The sequence below is a fragment of the Kineococcus aridisoli genome, assembly GCF_050871885.1.
Lineage (GTDB): Bacteria > Actinomycetota > Actinomycetes > Actinomycetales > Kineococcaceae > Kineococcus.
Genome location: NZ_JBJLSF010000095.1, coordinates 1 through 18,410 on the forward strand (window position 1 = coordinate 1; position 18,410 = coordinate 18,410).

The 18,410-nt window shown below is 76.8% G+C and carries 17 protein-coding genes; 11 read left to right on the forward strand and 6 right to left on the reverse strand.

Annotated elements, in window-relative coordinates; genetic code table 11:
• Positions 1-170 precede the first annotated feature (170 nt).
• Entirely contained in the window at positions 171-1,283 is a 1,113-nt protein-coding gene (locus tag ACRYM2_RS19590; protein ID WP_432524110.1) for an SDR family oxidoreductase, read from the forward strand.
• Between the two features lie 9 nt (positions 1,284-1,292).
• On the opposite strand, the gene ACRYM2_RS19595 is transcribed toward ACRYM2_RS19590, so the two are convergent.
• Positions 1,293-3,050 (reverse strand): DNA polymerase, encoded by a 1,758-nt coding sequence (locus tag ACRYM2_RS19595; RefSeq protein ID WP_432524111.1) that lies wholly within the window; start codon positions 3,048-3,050, stop codon positions 1,293-1,295.
• A 63-nt stretch (positions 3,051-3,113) separates the two neighbouring features.
• On the opposite strand from ACRYM2_RS19595, the gene ACRYM2_RS19600 reads away from it, so the two are divergent.
• Positions 3,114-5,186 (forward strand): S9 family peptidase, encoded by a 2,073-nt coding sequence (locus ACRYM2_RS19600; protein ID WP_432524112.1) that lies wholly within the window; start codon positions 3,114-3,116, stop codon positions 5,184-5,186.
• Positions 5,187-5,230: 44 nt separating this feature from the next.
• Here the strand turns inward: ACRYM2_RS19600 and ACRYM2_RS19605 are convergent, their stop codons facing one another.
• Together ACRYM2_RS19605 and trmB are read right to left on the reverse strand one after the other, a co-directional pair.
• A complete protein-coding gene (locus tag ACRYM2_RS19605; protein WP_432524113.1) occupies positions 5,231-6,313 on the reverse strand; it encodes a CDP-glycerol glycerophosphotransferase family protein in 1,083 nt (360 codons plus the stop codon).
• Positions 6,314-6,425: 112 nt separating this feature from the next.
• A complete protein-coding gene (trmB, locus tag ACRYM2_RS19610; protein WP_432524114.1) occupies positions 6,426-7,136 on the reverse strand; it encodes a tRNA (guanosine(46)-N7)-methyltransferase TrmB in 711 nt (236 codons plus the stop codon).
• A 139-nt stretch (positions 7,137-7,275) separates the two neighbouring features.
• Here trmB and ACRYM2_RS19615 point away from each other — a divergent pair, with 139 nt between their 5' ends.
• The 4 genes from ACRYM2_RS19615 to ACRYM2_RS19630 all read left to right on the forward strand — a co-directional run bounded on the left by ACRYM2_RS19615 (position 7,276) and on the right by ACRYM2_RS19630 (position 10,675).
• Entirely contained in the window at positions 7,276-8,466 is a 1,191-nt protein-coding gene (locus tag ACRYM2_RS19615) for an LLM class flavin-dependent oxidoreductase (RefSeq protein WP_432524115.1), read from the forward strand.
• On the forward strand, positions 8,463-8,993 hold the full coding sequence (locus ACRYM2_RS19620) for a MarR family winged helix-turn-helix transcriptional regulator (protein ID WP_432524116.1): 531 nt from the start codon (positions 8,463-8,465) through the stop codon (positions 8,991-8,993). The genes ACRYM2_RS19615 and ACRYM2_RS19620 overlap by 4 nt, the downstream gene beginning before the upstream one ends.
• A 42-nt stretch (positions 8,994-9,035) precedes the next feature.
• The gene (locus ACRYM2_RS19625; protein ID WP_432524117.1) at positions 9,036-9,899 is read left to right on the forward strand and encodes an aldo/keto reductase; all 864 of its coding nucleotides are present in this window, start codon (positions 9,036-9,038) and stop codon (positions 9,897-9,899) included.
• A gap of 113 nt (positions 9,900-10,012) precedes the next feature.
• A complete protein-coding gene (locus ACRYM2_RS19630; protein WP_432524118.1) occupies positions 10,013-10,675 on the forward strand; it encodes a 5' nucleotidase, NT5C type in 663 nt (220 codons plus the stop codon).
• On the opposite strand, the gene ACRYM2_RS19635 is transcribed toward ACRYM2_RS19630, so the two are convergent.
• On the reverse strand, positions 10,672-11,361 hold the full coding sequence (locus ACRYM2_RS19635) for a response regulator (protein WP_432524119.1): 690 nt from the start codon (positions 11,359-11,361) through the stop codon (positions 10,672-10,674). The genes ACRYM2_RS19630 and ACRYM2_RS19635 overlap by 4 nt on opposite strands.
• A gap of 13 nt (positions 11,362-11,374) precedes the next feature.
• Entirely contained in the window at positions 11,375-12,712 is a 1,338-nt protein-coding gene (locus tag ACRYM2_RS19640) for a sensor histidine kinase (protein WP_432524120.1), read from the reverse strand.
• A gap of 170 nt (positions 12,713-12,882) precedes the next feature.
• Between ACRYM2_RS19640 and ACRYM2_RS19645 the strand changes: the two genes are divergently transcribed.
• The gene (locus tag ACRYM2_RS19645; RefSeq protein WP_432524121.1) at positions 12,883-13,782 is read left to right on the forward strand and encodes an NAD(P)-dependent oxidoreductase; all 900 of its coding nucleotides are present in this window, start codon (positions 12,883-12,885) and stop codon (positions 13,780-13,782) included.
• A gap of 10 nt (positions 13,783-13,792) precedes the next feature.
• Here the strand turns inward: ACRYM2_RS19645 and ACRYM2_RS19650 are convergent, their stop codons facing one another.
• The gene (locus ACRYM2_RS19650; RefSeq protein ID WP_432524122.1) at positions 13,793-14,545 is read right to left on the reverse strand and encodes a hypothetical protein; all 753 of its coding nucleotides are present in this window, start codon (positions 14,543-14,545) and stop codon (positions 13,793-13,795) included.
• Between the two features lie 80 nt (positions 14,546-14,625).
• On the opposite strand from ACRYM2_RS19650, the gene ACRYM2_RS19655 reads away from it, so the two are divergent.
• The 4 genes from ACRYM2_RS19655 (at position 14,626) to ACRYM2_RS19670 (ending at position 18,027) form a co-directional block, all read left to right on the forward strand.
• On the forward strand, positions 14,626-15,417 hold the full coding sequence (locus tag ACRYM2_RS19655; protein ID WP_432524123.1) for a hypothetical protein: 792 nt from the start codon (positions 14,626-14,628) through the stop codon (positions 15,415-15,417).
• A 5-nt stretch (positions 15,418-15,422) separates the two neighbouring features.
• The gene (locus ACRYM2_RS19660; RefSeq protein ID WP_432524124.1) at positions 15,423-15,926 is read left to right on the forward strand and encodes a SigE family RNA polymerase sigma factor; all 504 of its coding nucleotides are present in this window, start codon (positions 15,423-15,425) and stop codon (positions 15,924-15,926) included.
• 153 nt (positions 15,927-16,079) lie between these two features.
• Positions 16,080-17,573, forward strand: a complete 1,494-nt coding sequence (locus tag ACRYM2_RS19665) for a methyl-accepting chemotaxis protein (protein WP_490055061.1) — start codon at positions 16,080-16,082, stop codon at positions 17,571-17,573.
• Between the two features lie 94 nt (positions 17,574-17,667).
• Positions 17,668-18,027, forward strand: a complete 360-nt coding sequence (locus ACRYM2_RS19670; protein WP_432524126.1) for a helix-turn-helix domain-containing protein — start codon at positions 17,668-17,670, stop codon at positions 18,025-18,027.
• Positions 18,028-18,410: the final 383 nt, after the last annotated feature.

Consider the following 18,410-nt stretch of genomic DNA (forward strand, 5'->3'; position numbering starts at 1 on the left):
GACTCCTGCGCGTCGCGGACCAGCTGCTCCTCGCGCAGCGGCAGCAGCACCACCAGCGCCAGGCCGGCCAGCTCGTCCACGCGGGCGTCGTTCAGGGCGTCGCAGCTGCACCGGCCGCGGCGGGGGCGTGCCGCCCGCCGCGAGCGCCACGGAGACGCGGAGGACGCACCATGCAGCACGAGAGCACGACCGCCGGCCCGCTCGGCGGGACCGACCCGATCGCCGCCGCGGCCCGCGAGCCCGGCGTGGCGCTCGTCGCCGGTTCCGCCGGCGTCATCGGCGCCCACGCCGCGGCCGAGTACGCCCGCGTCCCGGGCTGGAGGGTGCGCGGCGCGGCCCGCCGCGAGCAGACCGGCACGGCGTGGGAACCCCTGCGCGCGGACCTGTCCGACGCGGACGGCGCCCGCGCGGACCTGGCCGGCGCGGCCGACACGACGCACCTGGTGTTCGCCGCCTACGTCGAGCGCGGGGACGAGCGGCAGCAGATCGAGGACAACACCGCGCTGCTGCGCAACACCCTCGACGCCCTGCGGGACGCGCCCCTGCGGCACGTCACGCTGTACCAGGGCGGCAAGGCGTACGGCGCCCACCTGCCGGGGTTCCGGACACCGGCCCGCGAGCGCGACCCGCGGCTGCTGGTGCCGAACTTCTACTACGCCCAGGAGGACGTGCTGCGCGAGGAGGCCGCCCGCAGAGGTTTCGGCCTCACGCTGCTGCGGCCCGAGGGCGTCGTCGGGTACGCCACCGGGAACCCGATGAACATCCTCATGGTGGTGGCGGTGCACGCCGCGATCAGCCGCGAGCTCGGGCTGCCGCTGCGCTTCCCCGGGTCGCACGCCGCGGGCGAGGCGCTGTACCAGGTCACCGACGCCGAACTGCTGGCGCGCGCCACCGTCTGGGCCGGCTCGACGGCGGCCGCGGACGGGGAGGTGTTCAACGTCACCAACGGCGACCAGTTCCGCTGGGTGCACGCCTACGCCGCCATCGCCCGGCACCTGGGCATGGAGCACGACGAGCCGCAGGACTTCTCCCTCACCTCCACCATGCCGATGCACGAGCAGACCTGGCAGGCGATGGTGCAGCGGCACGGGCTGCGCCCGACGCCCTACGCGGACCTGGTGCGCTGGCAGTTCGGCGACTTCCTGTTCCACTCCGAGTTCGACAACGTCTCCAGCACCGTCAAGGTGCGCCGGGCGGGGTTCGGCGAGTGCCTGGACAGCATCGACCGGTTCACCGGACTGCTCGACCGGCTCGCCGAGCAGCGGGTCGTGCCCGCCGGCTGAACCCGGCGCTCACTTCGCCTCCGACCACCGCCGGACCACGCTGACGTCGGCGACGAACCGGACACCGCTGCCGGCCGCCCACCGGCCCGCGGTCTGCTCCAGCGCGCCGACGAGCAGCGCCGCGGCCCGCTCGGCCTCGCCCGCCGGGACGTGCAGCAGCAGCTCGTCGTGCAGGCACAGCACGATCCGCCCCGCGCTGCCGGACAGGCCCGCGCGCACGGTCGCCGCCCACGCCTTGAACAGCTCCGCGGCCGCGCCCTGGACGACGGCGTTGCGCGCGAAGCGGCCCCGGGCGGCCGTCGCGGCGCCCACCTCGCCGGGCGCGGGCGCGCCCACGCGGACCAGCCGCCCGCCGTAGGTGCGCACGTCGCGCCCCTCCCGGCCGGCCTCCTCCGCCGCGCGCAGGTACCCCAGCGCCGTCGGGTAGGCGCGCTCCATCCGCTGCAGCGCCTCACCGGCCGCACCCGAGGTCTGCCCGTACATGGCGGCCAGCACCGCCACCTTCGCCGTGGGCCGGTCGGCGGCCAGCGCCGCGGCGACCGGCGCGTACAGGTCGTCGTCGCGGGTCGCGGCCGTCAGCGCCGCGTCGGCGGAGACCGCGGCCAGCACCCGCGGCTCCACCTGCCCGAGGTCGGCGCGCACGAGCACCGAGCCGGGTTCGGCCGCCACCGCCGGCCGCAGCTCCGCGGGCAGGTTGTGCAGCCCGGCCTGCGCCGTCATCCGCCCGGCGGCGGCGTCGGAGGCCGACCAGGCCCCGCGCAGCCGGCCGTCCGCGCCGACGGCGGTGTCCAGCCACGACCAGCCGTAGGTCGTCGCGATCCGTTCCGCCTTGCGCCAGGACAGCAGCGCCTCCACCGCCGGGTGCGCGTGCCGGAACTGCTCCAGCCGCCACGCCCGGGTGTCCGGCAGGTCGAAGCCCAGCCCGCGCAGCGCGCCGAGCACCTGGGCGGGGTTGCGCAGGTCCACCTCCCCGGCGCCCAGCGCCCGGCGCACGGGGGCGTCGCGGACCGCGCGCAGCCGCGCCTCCTCGGCCGCCGACGCCGGGCGCGGCCCGGCGGCCCGCTCCAGCAGCCCCTCGGCGGTCGCGCGCTCCAGCGGCAGGCCGGTGCGCTCCAGCTCCACGGCCAGCAGCGCGGCCGCCGACTCGGCGTGGGCGGTCTGCACGCCCAGCGGCGGCCCGCCCGGGCGGCGGCGGTGCTCGGGCAGCGCGGCCACCGCCCGCGCCTGCCGCTGCGCGACCTCCAGGGCCAGCGCCGCCCAGCGGGCGGCGCGCACCACCTGCTCGGCGGGCTCGGCCTCACCCAGCGCCCGCCCCTGCGACCACGCCGGCGCCAGCTGCCCGTCGTCGCCGACGGGCTCGCCGTCGTCGCCGCCGTCGAGGTCCAGCAGCCCCGTGCCGTGCAGCGGCGCGGGGCGGCGCGCGGGCGGCGGCGGCTGCGGCAGGCCGTGGGCGGCGGCCCAGCAGGCCGCCGGGTCCTCGCGGGAGCCGCCGGCCAGCAGCCGGTGGACGGCGCCGACGTCGTGGCAGCGGGCCAGGTGCGGCAGCGGGTCGGGCAGCCGGCCGACGGCGCCCGCGGCCGCCCACCACGTCCAGCGCGGCCGCAGCAGCTCCTCCAGGCGCGCCAGCAGCGCGGCGCTGCCCGCCGCGTCGCCCGGCACCGCCCAGCGCCGGCCGGGCACCGCCAGCCCCAGCCCGGCCGGGACCACGACCAGCGCCAGGTCCGCGCCGGGCGCGGTGGCGGTGCGCAGCTCGGCCAGGACGTCCACGCGGCCAGTGTCCCGCCGCCGTCCGACACGGCCCGCTGCGGCCCGCTGCGGTAGGACTGGTCCGTGGCCGAACCCGCTCCCGCGCCCGGACCGTTCGCCGACCTCGACGCCTTCGCCGCGCTGCCGCGGCTGGCCGGGCTCGCGCTCTCGCCCGACGGCACCCGCCTGGTGACCACCGTGGCGACCCTCACCGCCGACGCCACGCGCTGGCGCGGCTCGCTGTGGGAGGTCGACCCCGCCGGGCAGCGCCCGGCGCGCCGGCTGACCCGCGGCGCCGCCGCCGAGGCCGCCCCCGCCTTCACCCCCGACGGCACGCTGCTGTTCACCTCCACCCGCCCCGACCCGCAGGCCGCGGCGCAGCCCGGCGAGGACGCCCCCGCCGCGCTGTGGGCGCTGCCGCCGGCGGGGGAGGCGCGCGTCGTGGGCACCCGGCCCGGCGGGATCGCGAACCCGCTCACCGCCCGCACCGGCGACCTCGTCGTCGTGACGTCCTCGACGCTGCCCGGCTCGGACGCCTCCGCGGACGGGCCGGCCTCGGACGCGGTGCGGCGCAAGGCCCGCGCGGAGAAGAAGGTCTCGGCGATCCTGCACTCGGGGTACCCGGTGCGGTACTGGGACGCCGACCTCGGGCCCGGCCAGCCCCGCTACCTCGCCGCGGCGCTGCCCGCGGACCCGCCGGCCGGGGAGCGCGCCCTCGCGGCGTGGAGCGACCTCACCCCCGCCCCCGGCCGCCGCTACGACGAGGCCTCGGCGGTGCTCACCCCCGACGGCGCGGAACTGCTCACCACCGAGACGCTGCCCCGCCCCCGCGGCGAGCAGCACGTGCGGATCGTGGCGATCCCGACCGCCGGCGGCGAGCCGCGCGTCGTCGCCGACGAGCCCGGCCGCGAGTTCGGCGCGCTCGCCGTCTCCCCGGACGGGCGCTGGGTCGCGGCGCTGGCCGAGTCGGTGAGCACGCCCACGACGCCGCCGACGCTGCGCCTGGTCGTCGTCCCCCTCGACGCCTCCGCCGCGCCCCGCGACGTCGTGGACGGCTGGGACGCCTGGGGCGGCGCACCGCAGTGGGGGCCGGGTTCCGACGAGCTGTTCCTGGCCGTCGACGACTCCGGCGCGGCGCCGGTGTTCCGCGTCGAGGTCGCCTCCGGGAGGGTGACGCGGCTGACCGCCGACGCGGGCGCCTACGGCAGCCTCCAGGTCTCCCCGGACGGGGAGCACGTCTACGCCGTGCGCTCCGCCGTGGACGCCCCGCCCGCCGTGGTCCGCCTCGACGCCCGTGCCGCCGGGCAGGAACCCGTCGCGCTGCCGGCACCCGCGCCCGCGCCGCCGCTGCCGGGCACGCTGACCGAGGTGCGCGCCACCGCCGACGACGGCAGCCCGCTGCGCGCCTGGCTCGCGCTGCCCCGCGACGCCGGCGCCGACGACCCGGCCCCGCTGCTGCTGTGGGTGCACGGCGGCCCGCTGGGTTCGTGGAACGCCTGGTCGTGGCGGTGGAACCCCTGGCTGGCGGTGGCCCGCGGCTACGCGGTGCTGCTGCCCGACCCGGCGCTGTCGACGGGGTACGGCCCGCGGTTCCTGGCCCGCGGGTGGGGCGCCTGGGGCCAGGCGCCGTACACGGACCTGATGACCATCACCGACGCCGCGCTGGCCCGCGACGACCTCGACGCCTCGCGCACCGCCGCGATGGGCGGCTCGTTCGGCGGGTACGTGGCGAACTGGATCGCCGGGCACACCGACCGCTTCCGCGCGATCGTCACCCACGCGAGCCTGTGGGCGCTGGAGCAGTTCGGCCCGACGACCGACGCCGCGCACTACTGGTCGCGGGAGATGACGGCCGAGATGGTGGCGGCCAACGACCCGGCCGCGCACGTGGAGCGGATCACCACGCCGATGCTGCTCGTCCACGGCGACAAGGACTACCGGGTGCCGATCGGGGAGGCCCTGCGCCTGTGGTGGGAGCTGAACCGGCACTGGGCCGGCGACCCGGCCGACATGCCCCACCGGTTCCTGTGCTTCCCCGACGAGAACCACTGGGTCCTCACCCCGCAGCACGCGATCCTCTGGTACGAGACGGTGTTCGCCTTCCTGGCCACCCACGTGCACGGGGTGCCGTTCCAGGCGCCGGACCTGCTGCGCTGAGGGGCGCCCGCCGCGCCGGGGCGCCGGGCGGGCGCCCCGGCGGCTCAGTGCCGCGCGGGCAGCACCAGGTCGAGCACCCGGTCGGCCGCGTGGCCGTCCTCGGCGTGGCAGAACGTCTCCTGGAACGCCTCGTAGCGGTCCTTGAACCGCGTGTGGACGCCGTCGAGGTCGTCCACGGCGTCCAGCACCTGCTCGGAGGTGCGCAGCACCGGGCCGGGGGCGATCCCGTCCAGGTCGAAGTAGAAACCGCGCAGCACGTCGCGGTAGCGCTCCAGGTCGTAGACGAAGGAGACGATCGGCTTGCCGGTGACGGCGAAGTCGAACATCGCCGAGGAGTAGTCGGTGACCAGCACGTCCGCGGCCAGGTACAGGTCGTTGATGTCGGGGTGGCGCGAGACGTCGACGACCCCGGGCACGTCCAGCCCCTGCAGCGCGTCGGGCACCAGGTAGTGCAGGCGCAGCAGCAGGGTGTGGCTGGCGCCGAGGCGCTCGGTGAAGCGCTCCAGGTCCAGGGCCAGCCGGAAGTCCGGGCCGTCGCCGAACCGGTCGTCGTCGCGCCAGGTCGGCGCGTACAGCACCGCCGTGCGGCCCGGCTCGATCCCCAGCGCGGCGCGGACCCGCTCGCGCCGCTGCGCCGCGTCCGGGGCCAGCAGGGCGTCGTTGCGGGGGTAGCCCGTCACGGGCATCGACCCGGGGAAGCCGAACGCCGCGCGCAGCGGCACCGCCGCGGCCCGGCTGGGCGCCAGCAGCAGGTCCCAGCGGCTGATGTCGTCGTCCAGGCGCGCCAGGACGCCCTCGCCGTCGGGTTCGGTGAAGTGCGCGTCGCGGTGGATGCGCTTGAGCGGCGTGCCGTGCCAGGTCTGCAGGTACGTCGTGCCGGGGCGCTTGGCCCAGGTGGGCACGTGGTTGTCGGCGACCACCAGGTCCGCCGAGCCCAGCGCGGCCAGCGCCTCGGGCGTGCCCAGCGGCGCGGTGGCGGTGCCGGCGGGGAAGGAGCGCCCGGGACCGGCCAGCCACACGTGCTCGGCGGTGCGCTGCCCGGCGGCCTCGCGGGCCAGCAGCCGCTGGTGCAGGGCCCGGGGGTTGTCGGAGTAGCGGCCTCCGAAGCTGTAGTAGACGATCTTCACGGTGGTCCTGTCGGTCGGGCCGGGGTCGAGAGGGACGGGCGGTGGTTCCACCCTCGGCGGGAGCGCTCATGATGCCCGATCCGCACCCGCGCCCGCCCCGTCCTCGACCCGTTCAGCCGCCCGCCACCGCCGTGCCGGGGCGGCGGGCGATCAGGTCCGTCACGACGTGCCCGCGCTCCAGCCCGCGCACCTCGAAGCGGGTCAGCGGCCGCCAGTCCGGCCGCTCGCGCGCCTCCTCCAGCACCAGCCCCGGCGCGGCGGCCAGCACCCCGGCCATCTGCTGCGCGTAGGGCTCCCAGTCCGTCGCGCAGTGCAGCACCCCGCCGGGGGCGAGCCGGTCGGCCACCAGCGCCGCGAACGCCGCGTCGACCAGGCGGCGCTTGTGGTGGCGGGGCTTGGGCCACGGGTCGGGGAAGTACACCCGCACCCCCGCCAGGCTGGCCGGGGCGATGCGCTGCTGCAGCAGCAGTCGCCCGTCGCCCTCCAGCACCCGGACGTTGCCCAGCCCCCGCCGGTCCAGGCCGAGCAGCAGCGCGGCGACCCCGGGCGTGTGCACGTCGGCGGCCAGCACGCAGGTGCCCGGATCGGCCTCGGCCATCTGCAGGGTGGTCGCGCCCATGCCGAACCCGATCTCCAGCACGACCGGGGCGTCGGTCCCGAACAGCGCGCGCAGGTCCAGCGGTCCCTCGCCGTCGGGGACGGCGAAGCGGGCCGCGTGCTCCTGCAGGGCCTGGCGCCGGGTGGCGCCCATGCGGCCGCGGCGCAGCTTGTAGGACGGGCGCGTCGCCCAGTCCGCGAGGGGAGGGCCGGGAGGGGTGCTCACCGCCCCATCATCGGCCACCGCCCGGCCGGCCCCGTGCCGGGAACACCCGCCCGGCACCCCGTGTTCTGCCCGGTGCGGATACATGACCGGTCATGCACCAGGCGGGCCGGACCGCGCAGCAGCGGAAGAGGTGAGGGCGGTGCAGTTCGGGATCTTCTCGGTCAGCGACGTCACGCGGGACCCGACCACGGGTCGGACCCCCAGCGAGGCCGAGCGCATCGACGCGATGGTGCGGATCGCCGTCAAGGCCGAGGAGGTGGGCCTGGACGTCTTCGGGATCGGCGAGCACCACAACCCGCCGTTCTTCTCCTCCTCGCCCACCACGTTCCTGGCCCACGTCGCCGCGCTGACGAAGCGGATCGTGCTGTCGACCGCCGTCAGCCTCGTCACGACCACCGACCCGGTGCGGATCGCCGAGGAGTACGCCATGGCCCAGCACCTGGCCAAGGGCCGGCTGGACCTGACCCTGGGCCGCGGCAACACCGTGCCGGTCTACGAGTGGTTCGGCCAGGACGTCCGCCAGGGGGTGGCGCTGGCGATCGAGAACTACGACCTGCTGCACCGCCTGTGGCGCGAGGACGTCGTCGACTGGGAGGGCCGGTTCCGCGCGAGCCTGCAGGGTTTCACCTCCACACCGCGCCCGCTGGACGGCGTCCCGCCGTTCGTGTGGCACGGCAGCATCCGCACGCCGCAGATCGCCGAGCAGGCCGCCTTCTACGGCAACGGGTTCTTCGCCAACAACATCCTGGCGCCCAACGGGCACTTCCTGCCGCTGGTGGAGCACTACCGCCGGCGGTTCGCCCACTACGGGCACGGGACCCCCGAGCAGGCGGTCGTCGGCCTGGGCGGCCAGGCGTTCATCGCCCGCCGCTCGCAGGACGCGTTCGCGGCCTTCCGCCCGTACTTCGACCAGGCGCCGGTGTACGACCACAGCCGGTCGCTGGACTGGTACGCCCGCGAGACGCCGCTCAGCGTGGGCAGCCCCCAGCAGGTGGTCGAGAAGACCCTGGAGTTCCACGACGTCTTCGGCGACTACCAGCGCCAGCTGTGGGTGGTGGACTCCTCCGGCCTGCCCCTGCCGGCCGTGCTGGAGCAGCTGGAACTGCTCGGCGGGGAGGTCGTCCCGGTGCTGCGGAAGGAGATGGCGGCGCGCCGCTCTCCCACCGCGGCGCAGGCGCCCACCCACGAGTCCCTCGTGCGCGCCCGCTACGGCGACGGCCCGGCCCGCCAGGCCCGCCCGAACCCCAACCGCGGCGACAACCTCACCGGCGCCGTCCCCTACCAGGACGGCGACGAGGCCGCCGCGGCGCACCACCCCGTCCTGCGGTGAGCGCGGACGGGCAGGAGGGGGACGGTCGGGCGCGGCAGGACGTCCGGCTGGCCAACGAGGCGTGGGAGGCGCTGTTCCGCGCCCAGGCGGTGCTCGCGCGCCGCTTCCGCGACGACGACGTCTGGCACGAGGTGTCCCCGACCGAGTACGACGTGCTCCACACCCTGACCCGGCACGAGGAGGGGGGCGGGGAGGGGCTGACCATGGCCCGGATCAACCGGGAGGTGCTGCTCACCCAGGGCGGCATCTCCCGGCTGGTCTCGCGCCTGCTCGAGCGCGGCCTGCTCGAGCGCCGCGCCGACCCCGGCGACCGGCGCGCCGCCCGCATCGTCCTCACCCCCGAGGGGCGGGCGGTGCAGCGCGCCGTCGGCCGCCGCCACGCGCGGGCCGTCAGCGCCACCATGACCGGCGCGCTCTCCCGCGAGCAGCTGCACCAGCTGCGGGAGATCGGCCGGCGCCTCGCCGACGCGGCTGCCGGCACCGCTGCCGCGCCCCGCCCTGGTGCGCCGAGGCGCCCCCGCGCCTAGCGTCGGGGGCGTCAACGACCCCTCAGACGGGAGGACCCCCCGATGGCAGTGTCCGCCAGCGGCACCATCGACCTCGGCGGCAAGACCGTCCACCGCCTCGGCTACGGCGCGATGCGCATCACCGGCCCCGGCATCTGGGGACCGCCGAGGGACCACGACGAGGCCGTGCGCGTGCTGCGCCGCTCCGTCGAGCTCGGCGTCACCTTCATCGACACCGCCGACTCCTACGGCCCGTTCGTCTCCGAGGACCTCATCCGCGAGGCCCTGCACGACGGCTCCGGCTACGGCGACGTCGTCATCGCCACCAAGGGCGGGCTGACCCGGCACGGCCCGGACGTCTGGCCGCCGCTGGGCCGCCCGGAGTACCTGCGCCAGTGCATCCTCATGTCGCTGCGGCGCCTGGGCGTGGAGCGCATCGACCTGTGGCAGCTGCACCGCATCGACGCGAAGGTCCCGCGCGAGGAGCAGTTCGGCGCGCTCAAGGAGTTCGTCGACGAGGGCCTGGCGCTGCAGGTCGGCCTCTCCGAGGTCGACGTCGAGGACGTGCGGGCCGCGCAGGCGGCCGGGCTCACCGTCGCCTCGCTGCAGAACCGCTACAACCTCGGCGACCGGCGCGCGGAGGACCTGCTGGACTTCTGCGAGCGGCACGGCATCGCCTTCATCCCCTGGGCACCCGTCGACGCGGGCACCCTGGCCCGGCCCGGCGGCCCGCTCGACGCGGTCGCGGGCAACCACCCCGACGCCACCACCGGCCAGCTGGCGCTGGCCTGGCTGCTGCGCCGCTCGCCGGTCGTCGTCCCCATCCCCGGCACCTCGACGGTCGCGCACCTGGAGGAGAACCTCGCCGCCGCCGACGTCGAGCTGACCGACGAGGAGTTCCGGGTCCTGTCCGACGCCGGTCGCTGACGGCTCCGGCGACGGGTCCTCCCGGCGGAGGGCTTCACGAACGGGCTCCTCCTGCCGATGACCAGGGGCGGACAGCACCACCCGCCCCGTCCCCGGCAGGAGGGCCCGCCGCCATGCTCGTGCTCGTCGACCAGGACCAGGTCCTGGCGGACTTCGGCCACGGCTTCGACACCGGCTTCCTGGCCGCCCACCCCGACGCCCCGCACCAGCCGCGCTCGCAGGCCACCTCGTACTGGATCGAGGACTCCTACCCGCCCGAGTGGCACGAGCGCATCCGCGCGGTCTCCTGCGCCCCCGGCTTCTTCCGCGGCCTGCGGCCGCTGCCCGGCGCGGTCGCGGCGGTGCACGCGATGCTCGCCGACGGCCACGACGTGCGGATCTGCACCGCGCCGCTGCGCAGCTACCGCCACTGCGTGCTGGAGAAGTACGAGTGGGTCGAGGAGCACCTGGGCGCCGAGTGGACCGACCGCATGGTCCTCACGCGCGACAAGACGCTGCTGTCGGCGACCGCGGACGTGCTCATCGACGACAAGCCCGACGTCCTCGGGTCGATCACCACCGCCGACGAGCACTGGACCCGGGTGCTCTTCGACGCCCCCTACAACCTCGCCCTGCCCGGCTGGCGGCTGGACTGGAGCACCTGGCGCGAGGTGCTGGCCGCCGTCGAGGCCGACCGCGCCGCGCGCGGGGTGCTGCGCCTGCCGCGCCGCCGCGTCCCGGAGCTGGGGCTGCCCACCCACGCACCCGCGCTCCCGGCCGTGGGCGCGGCCCGCTAGCCGTCCAGCAGCCCCGCGTCGTGGGCGACGATCGCCACCTGCACGCGGTTGTGGGCGCCCAGCTTGGTGAGCAGCCGCGACACGTGCGTCTTCACCGTCGCCTCGCTCATGAACAGCTCCTTGCCGATCTCGGCGTTGGACAGCCCCCGCCCCACCGCGCCCAGCACCTCGCGCTCGCGGTCGGTCAGCAGCTGCAGCCGCTCGGCGGCCTCCCGCCGGCGCGGGTTCACCGCGTCCGCCGCGTAGTGCCCCACGAGGCGGCGCGTCACCGTCGGCGACAGCATCGCCTCGCCGGCGGCGACCACCCGCACCGCCGCGACGAGCTCGCGCGGCGGGGTGTCCTTGAGCAGGAAGCCCGTCGCACCCGACTGCAGCGCCTGGAAGACGTACTCGTCGAGGTCGAAGGTCGTCAGCATCACCACCGCCGGCGCCTCGGGGCGCTCCGTGATGGCCTTCGCCGCCGTCAGCCCGTCCATGACGGGCATGCGCACGTCCATGAGGACGATGTCGGGCCGGTGGGCGCTGACGCCCTCCACGGCCTGCGCGCCGTTCTCCGCCTCGCCCACGACCTCGACGTCGTCGGCGCTCGACAGGATCATCCGCAGGCCCGCCCGCACCAGCGCGTCGTCGTCGACGAGCAGCACCCGCGTGGGCCGTGCGCCCGCCTGCTCCGGTCCGCTTCCCACGTCCGCCGTCCCCTCACCGCTCCTGCGCCCGGCCGCCGACCGCGGGGGCGTGGGTGATCCTCGCATCCGGCGGGGTCCACGCGGCGCCGCTGGCGCGACCCGCCCCGCCGCCGGGCACCGGCCACGGCAGCCTGGCCCGCACCGCGAACCCGCCGTCCGGCTCGGGGCCGCTGGTGATCGTCCCGTCCGCCAGCCCCACCCGCTCCGACAGGCCCACCAGGCCCGAGCCGGCGCCGGGCAGCCCCGTGGAGGCCCCCCGCGGTCGCGCGTTGACGACGGACACGAGCATCTCCCGGCCCACCTCGCCCGAGACCGTCACCACGGTCTGCGCGGACGGCGCGTGCTTGTGGACGTTCGTCAGCGCCTCCTGCACCACCCGGTAGACGGTGCGCCCCAGCTCCGCGGGCACGTCCGCGTGCACGGGCACGTCGGTGCGGAACTCCGCCGCCACCCCGGCCTCGCGGGTGGACTCCACCAGCCGGCGCACGTCCACGAGCGTGGGCTGCGGCGCCAGCTCCGCGGCGGAGGTGGCCGCCGAACCGGTCCCGGGGGTGCGCAGCACGCCCAGGACGCGGCGCAGGTCCTCCAGCGCCGCCCGGGAGGTCTCGCGGATGGTCGCCGCGGTCGCCTCCACCTGCTCGGCGCCCACGTCGGGGCGCACCTCCAGCCCGCCCGCGTGCAGCGCCACCAGCGAGATGCGGTGCGCGAGCACGTCGTGCATCTCCCGCGCGATGCGGGTGCGCTCGGCCAGCCGCGCCTGCTCGGCGCGCAGCACCTGCTCGTGCTCGGCGCGCTCGGCCCGCTCGCGCAGGGAGCGCACCAGGTCGCGGCGCGCGCCGACGAACGCGCCGACGAACACGCTCAGCGCCACCGCGACGGCCCCCGCCGTCAGCGCCAGCCCCCACCCGTCCGTCGACGTGCGCAGCGAGGTGGAGGTCACGGCCACGAACGCCACGAGCGACAGCAGCACGAGCAGCCGGTCGCGGCGGCGGACCGCCACCGTCAGCAGCGCGAAGAAGACGGCCCCGTCGAAGGCGAGCACGAGCGCGACGGCGAGGGCGATCGCGCACACCGGCACCGGGTGCTGCCGCCGCCACCACAGCGCCGCGCAGCAGGCGACGGCCACGAGCAGGGGGACGACGTGGCGCACCCCGACCGCGGTCAGGTCCAGCTCCGCGCCCGTGACGACGAGCGGGCCGGCGGCCCCGGTGCGCTCCGGGCCGTGCACGAGCGCGTGGAACCACGCCGGCACCGTGGCCAGGGACAGCACGATCGCCACGACGTCGCGCGCTCGCGGTGCGAACCGCCAGCGGGAGACCCGCGAGGCGGGCGGGGGGACGGGTGCGCTCACCGCCACAGCGTAGGGAGGCCCCCCGCGGAGGGGCGTCCGCCGAACGTCCCTGGCCGGCTCCCGCGTCCGTCGCACCCGCCCGCGCCGCGAGCCCCCCGTCCAGCCCTCCGTCCAGCCCCCCGTCCAGCCGCCGGGGGGCCGGCCCCGGGTGCCGGGCGTAGGGTCCCGGCGTGCCCACGACGCCCGCGCCCCAGGCCCAGCAGCGACCCGCCGGACGAGTGGCCTTCCTGGGCCTGGGCCGGATGGGGCGCGTCCTCGCCGGCCACCTCGTGCACGCCGGTCTGGACGTGCGGGTGTGGAACCGCTCGCAGGGCCCGGCGGCCGAGCTGGAGGCCGCCGGCGCCACCGCGGCGGCCTCCAGCGCCGAGGCCGTCGAGGGCGCCGACGTCGTCCTCACCGCCTTCTTCGGCCCGGGCTCCGTGCGCGAGGCCGTCCTCGGCGCCGACCTGCCGTTCGGCGCGGACGCCGTCTGGGTCGACGTCACCACCGTCGCACCGGCCGACGCCCGCGCGTTCGCGCAGTGGGCGCGCGGGCGCGGCGTCCGCTACGTGCACTCCCCGGTCATCGGCTCCCTCGGCCCGGCCCGCGACCGCGCCCTCGGCGTCCTCGTCGGCGGTGCGCCGGAGGACACCGAGCGGGTGCTGCCGCTCGTCGCGCTGTGGGCGGACCCGGACCGCCTGCAGGTCCTCGAGGACCCCGCCGCCGCCGCGACCGGCAAGCTCGTGGCGAACCTGGCGCTCGCGGTCTCCTTCCAGGGCCTGCTCGAAGCGGTCCGGCTGGGCACCTCCGGCGGGCTGGAGCTGGAGCAGGTCCTCACGACGCTGCGGGGCACCGGCCTGGGGTCCATCGCCGCGATGAAGGGCGCGAACCTGCGCAGCGGGGAGTTCGGCGACACCCAGTTCTCCACCGACCTGCTGCTGAAGGACACCGGGCTCATGCTCGGCACCAGCCGGCTGCCGCTGCCCGCGCTCACCGCGGCCGCGCAGTCCCTGCTGGCCGCCCAGCGCGCCGGCCGCGGCGACGACGACTTCTCGGCGGCCGCCGCCGACGACCTGCCCGGGGCCTCCTGACCCCCGGCCCTCAGCCCTGCGGCCGCGGACCCGGCGACTTCGTGAACCAGGCCACGTCCGCGCCCACCGCGTAGTCCCAGTAGGTGACGACGACCTGCCCGCCGGCCTGCTCGCGGGTGACGAAGGTGGAGCTGTCGTCGAAGAGCGGGTCCGCGGCGTAGACGTCGTCCGCCGTGGCCACGCCCTCGTGCTGGCCCTCCAGCGGCACGAAGCGCCAGCCGCCGTCGTCCTCGCGGCGGGCGACGACGGCGTCGACCCCGCTGCTCAGCGTGCCGCCCCGCAGGTACACGACCGCGTCGGCGGCGAACCCGCCGGTGAGCCGGCGCCACTCGACGGCACCGCCCTCGCGCCCGGCGAGCAGCGGCGCGGCGGCCGTCAGCTCGGACTCGGTCCGCCAGGTCGCGCCGTCGCGCGCCAGCAGGGTCACCACCGTCGACGTCCCGCCGGTGGTGGCGGCCAGCACGGCGAGCTCCGGGTGGTCCGGGGTGGCGGGGGTCGTGGAGACGGCCTGCGCCCCGCGCTGGCGCGCGAGGTCGGCCAGCGCCCGGTCGGCGGCCGCCTCCGCCCCGTCGGCCGGGCCGCCGGTCGTCGTGCCGGTCGTCGTGCCGCCGGTCGTCGTGCCGCCGGTCGTCGTGCTGGTCGTGGTGCTGGTCGTGGTGCCGGCGGCGGGTGCTCCGCCGGGGGCGCCGCACGCGGCCAGCGCCCCCGCGCACAGCAGGACGAGGGCCGCGGTCCGGGACCGGTTCGAGGTCGTGGTGCTCACGGTGCAACGGACGCCGCGCCCGAGGCGTCTGTTGCACGCGGCCTCGGACGGCGGGTCCGGTGCGAGCAGGAGGGGGAGCGGTGCGCGAGCACGCGAGGGGAGTCGACGAGGAGGACGTCGTGCGGGCGCTGCAGCGCGCCGGCGCGGCAGACCCGCACGTCGACGTGTCCGCGCTCACCGCGGGCGCGCGGGGGCGCGCCCGCACCCTCCGCCGGCGCCGGCAGGGGCTGGCGGGGGTCGTGGCCGTCCTCGCCCTCGCCGCCCCCGTCGCGCTCTCGCAGTGGCCGCAGGAGCAGGTCACCGTCCGGCCGGCCACCACCGCCGTGCCGGACGCGGCCCTGCTCGACACCGCGGCCGTGCAGGCCGTCGTCGCGGGCGTCGAACCGGTGCAGGTCTCGACGGGCACCGCCACCGGGCTGTGCCGCGACGAGCCCTACGGCGGGACGTCCTCGATCGCGGCCGGCCGCTCGGCGGGCTGGGGCAGCACCCCCACGGTGCTGCGCCCGACGCCGGAGGAGGTGGGCCTCGACGTCCTCGTCCTCGAGGGCGACGAGGCGGAGCAGTGGTTCTCCCAGACGGAGCAGCAGGCGGGCCGCTGCACCGTCGAGGCGGTGGAGACCTCGCGCTGGACGCTCACCGACGCCGGTGTCGACGCCGACGAGGCGGTCGCGCTGTTCGGGCAGGTGCAGTCCGGCACCAACCCCAGCTGGCGGGCGGTGGTCGCCGCGCGCAGCGGGCAGCTCGTGGTCCGCGTGGGCGTGACCAGCTACCACGCCGACCCCCGGGAGACCGTCGAGCAGGCCGCGACGCTGACCCGGCAGGCGCTCGAGCGGGCCGCCGGCCTGCGCGCGGCGGGCGGTGCGGCACGATGACCGCGGTGGTCGAAGCGGGTGGCGAGGTGCAGGCGCCGACGTTCGAGGAGTTCGTCGCCGCCCGCGGCCCCGCCCTCGTGCGGCTGGCGCGGGGCCTGCTGCGCGACCCCGACACCGCCGAGGACGTCGTCCAGGACGTCCTGGCCAAGGCGCTGCTGCACTGGAAGCGCGTCCAGGCCGCCGACGACCCGGTCGCCTACGTCAACCGGATGGTCGTCAACGCCTCGACCTCGTTCTGGCGCCGCGCGGCCCGCCGGGAGCGCCCGGTGGCCGCCGAGGACCTGCCGGACGCCGGCCGCGCGGACGGCACCGGGCAGGTGGCCGACCGCGACGAGCTGCTCACCGCGCTGCGCACCCTGCCGACCAAGCAGCGGACGGTGCTCGTGCTGCGCCACTTCGAGGACATGCCCGACGAGCAGATCGCCGACCTGCTCGACGTGACCACCGGCACCGTGCGCAGCAACGCCCACCGCGGCCTGGCCGCCCTGCGCACCGCCCTGTCGCGCTGAGGACGCTGCGCGCGCACGCCCCGAACGGCTCAACCGCCGGCCGCCGGCCGCCGATGGGAGACCGGCAGGCACACCCCGGGCAACCACCGCGAAGGGCGCAGCATGTTCGGACGCAGGAGCTCGACCCCGCGGGCGGGCGGCACCGCAGCGCCCGTGCCCCGGGACGTGGAAGCCCTCGAGGCGGTGCTCGCCGCCTTCGACGACGGTGTCAGCGGCGAGCTCGACGCCCACCTCGCCGGGGTGCGCGCCCTCGTGCAGGCCCTCGACCTGGCCTACGGCGCGGTGTGGCTGCCCGGTCCGGACGGACGCTTCCGGCTGGCCGCCGAGGTCGGTGCGCTGGCGCCCGCGATGGCCGCGACGCGCGACGTCGCCGTCGGCACCTCCGACGGCTGCGCCGGGCGGGCGCTGCAGGTGCGCGAACCCGTCGAGTGCCGTGCCGACAGCGACCGCGACTGCGCCCGCTGGCGCGCCGCGCAGGCCGGTGGTGCCCTGCACGGCTGCCAGATGCCCGTGGTCGAGGACGGCCGCGTGGTCGCCCTGCAGGAGTTCTACGGCGTCTCGGCGCTGCCCTTCTTCGGAGGCCGCAGCGAGAAGTGGAAGGCCATCGCCCGCGTCGCCGCGCACGCGCGCCGCCGCGTCCTGGACGCGGTGACGCTGCGCGAGACGCTCGACGACCGCGAGGCCGTCACCACGGTCGTCACGGCGGTGGGCGAGGCCCAGTCGGAGGACGACGCCCTGCGGCGCGCGCTGGAGGTCGTCCGCGAGGCGTTCGGCTGGGCCTACGGCTCCTACTGGGCGCTGGACGAGGGCTCCGGCACGCTGCGGTTCCTCCTGGAGTCCGGGTCCGCGGGCGAGGACTTCCGCCGCGTCACCCTGTCCGCGAGCTTCGCCGAGGGCGTGGGGCTGTCCGGGCGGGCCTGGCGGGCGCGCGACCTCGTCTTCGTCCCCGACCTCGCCGAGGTCACCGACTGCGTGCGGGCGCCCGCGGCGCAGCGCGCGGGGGTGAAGTCGGGCGTGTGCTTCCCGATCACCTTCGAGGGCCGGGTCGTGGGGACGATGGACTTCTTCGCCACCGAGGTCATCGAGCTGTCGGACTCGCGGGCCGCCGCGCTGCGCAACGTGCAGCAGCTGGTCTCCCAGCGCCTGGAGGTGCTGGCGCGCGCGGGGACGAACGCCCGTGCCTCCGCGGCCCTGCTGGACACGGTCTCCCGCCTGCGGGACGCGGTCGTCGACGCCGGGCGGGTCGCCGACTCCGCCGTGGGGCAGGCCGCCACCATGACGAGCGAGGTGGACGCGCTCACCCGCGCGTCGGCCGCCGTCGGCGAGGTCATCAAGATCATCTCCGGCATCGCGGACCAGACGAACCTGCTGGCCCTCAACGCCACCATCGAGGCCGCGCGCGCCGGGGAGCTCGGCCGCGGCTTCGCGGTCGTGGCCAGCGAGGTGAAGGACCTGGCGCGCGAGACCGCCGACGCGACCCAGCGCGTCGCCGAGCAGGTCTCCGGCATCCGGGCGTCCAGCGCCGCGGTCTCCACCGGCATCACGACGACCGCGGACATCGTCCGCGAGCTGGACGTCGTCCAGGCGCGCATCTCCGCCGTCATCGACGAGCAGGTCGCGATGGCCACCGCGCACGCCCGCCGCTGACGCGCGGGTGCGGCCGTCCGCCCAGAGCGGACGGCCGCGCGCCGGCGCCGTCGGCGCGGGTAGCTTGCGCAGGACCCGAGCAGGAGGTCCCGCGGTGCCGAAGCTGACGCTCGTCCCCACCCGCCGGGTGCGCCGGCGCCCCGACCCCCTGCTGCGCGACGTGCTCGGCGCCGTGCTGCGCAGGGAGCGGCTCGCCCAGCGGCGCACCCTCGCCGACGTGGCGACGGCCGCCAGGGTGTCCCTGCCCTACCTGTCCGAGGTGGAGCGCGGCCGCAAGGAGCCCTCCTCCGAGGTGCTCGCCGCGGTCTGCGCCGCCCTCGACCTCGCGCTCGCGGACCTGCTCGCCCGCAGCGGCTCGCTCGTCACCGACCTCACCACGACGACCGCGTTCGCACCCGCCGCCGGCGCCGCGCGCACCTCCGCTCCGACGGTCTCGCTGTCGATCGCCGCCTAGCGCTCGCGCCGCCGCTCGGATTTGACCCTCCGCTGGGCCGTCGTTAACGTAGTGGTCACACCGCAGCGCGGAGGAACGGACGGGTCACCGGCCGGTTCGCGCAGCAGGTGGGGACAGTCTCCGACAACATCAACCGGCTCCGATCGCTCAAGTGCGCCCGGGACCGGTCGATGAAGCTGGAGCGTCCTGACCGGGCCGAGGAGTCCGGTAAGCTGGACTGAGTCCGCACACGAGAAGCCGCGAAAGCGGTCGACAGTCGTGCGTCCGGTTCTTGAGAACTCAACAGTGTGCCAAGTGTTGATGCCAAATCAATCAACCCCGTATGGCCACCGCTCATCTGGGTGGTGGTTGGGGATTCCTTTGGTGTTGTTCCTCCATCTTCT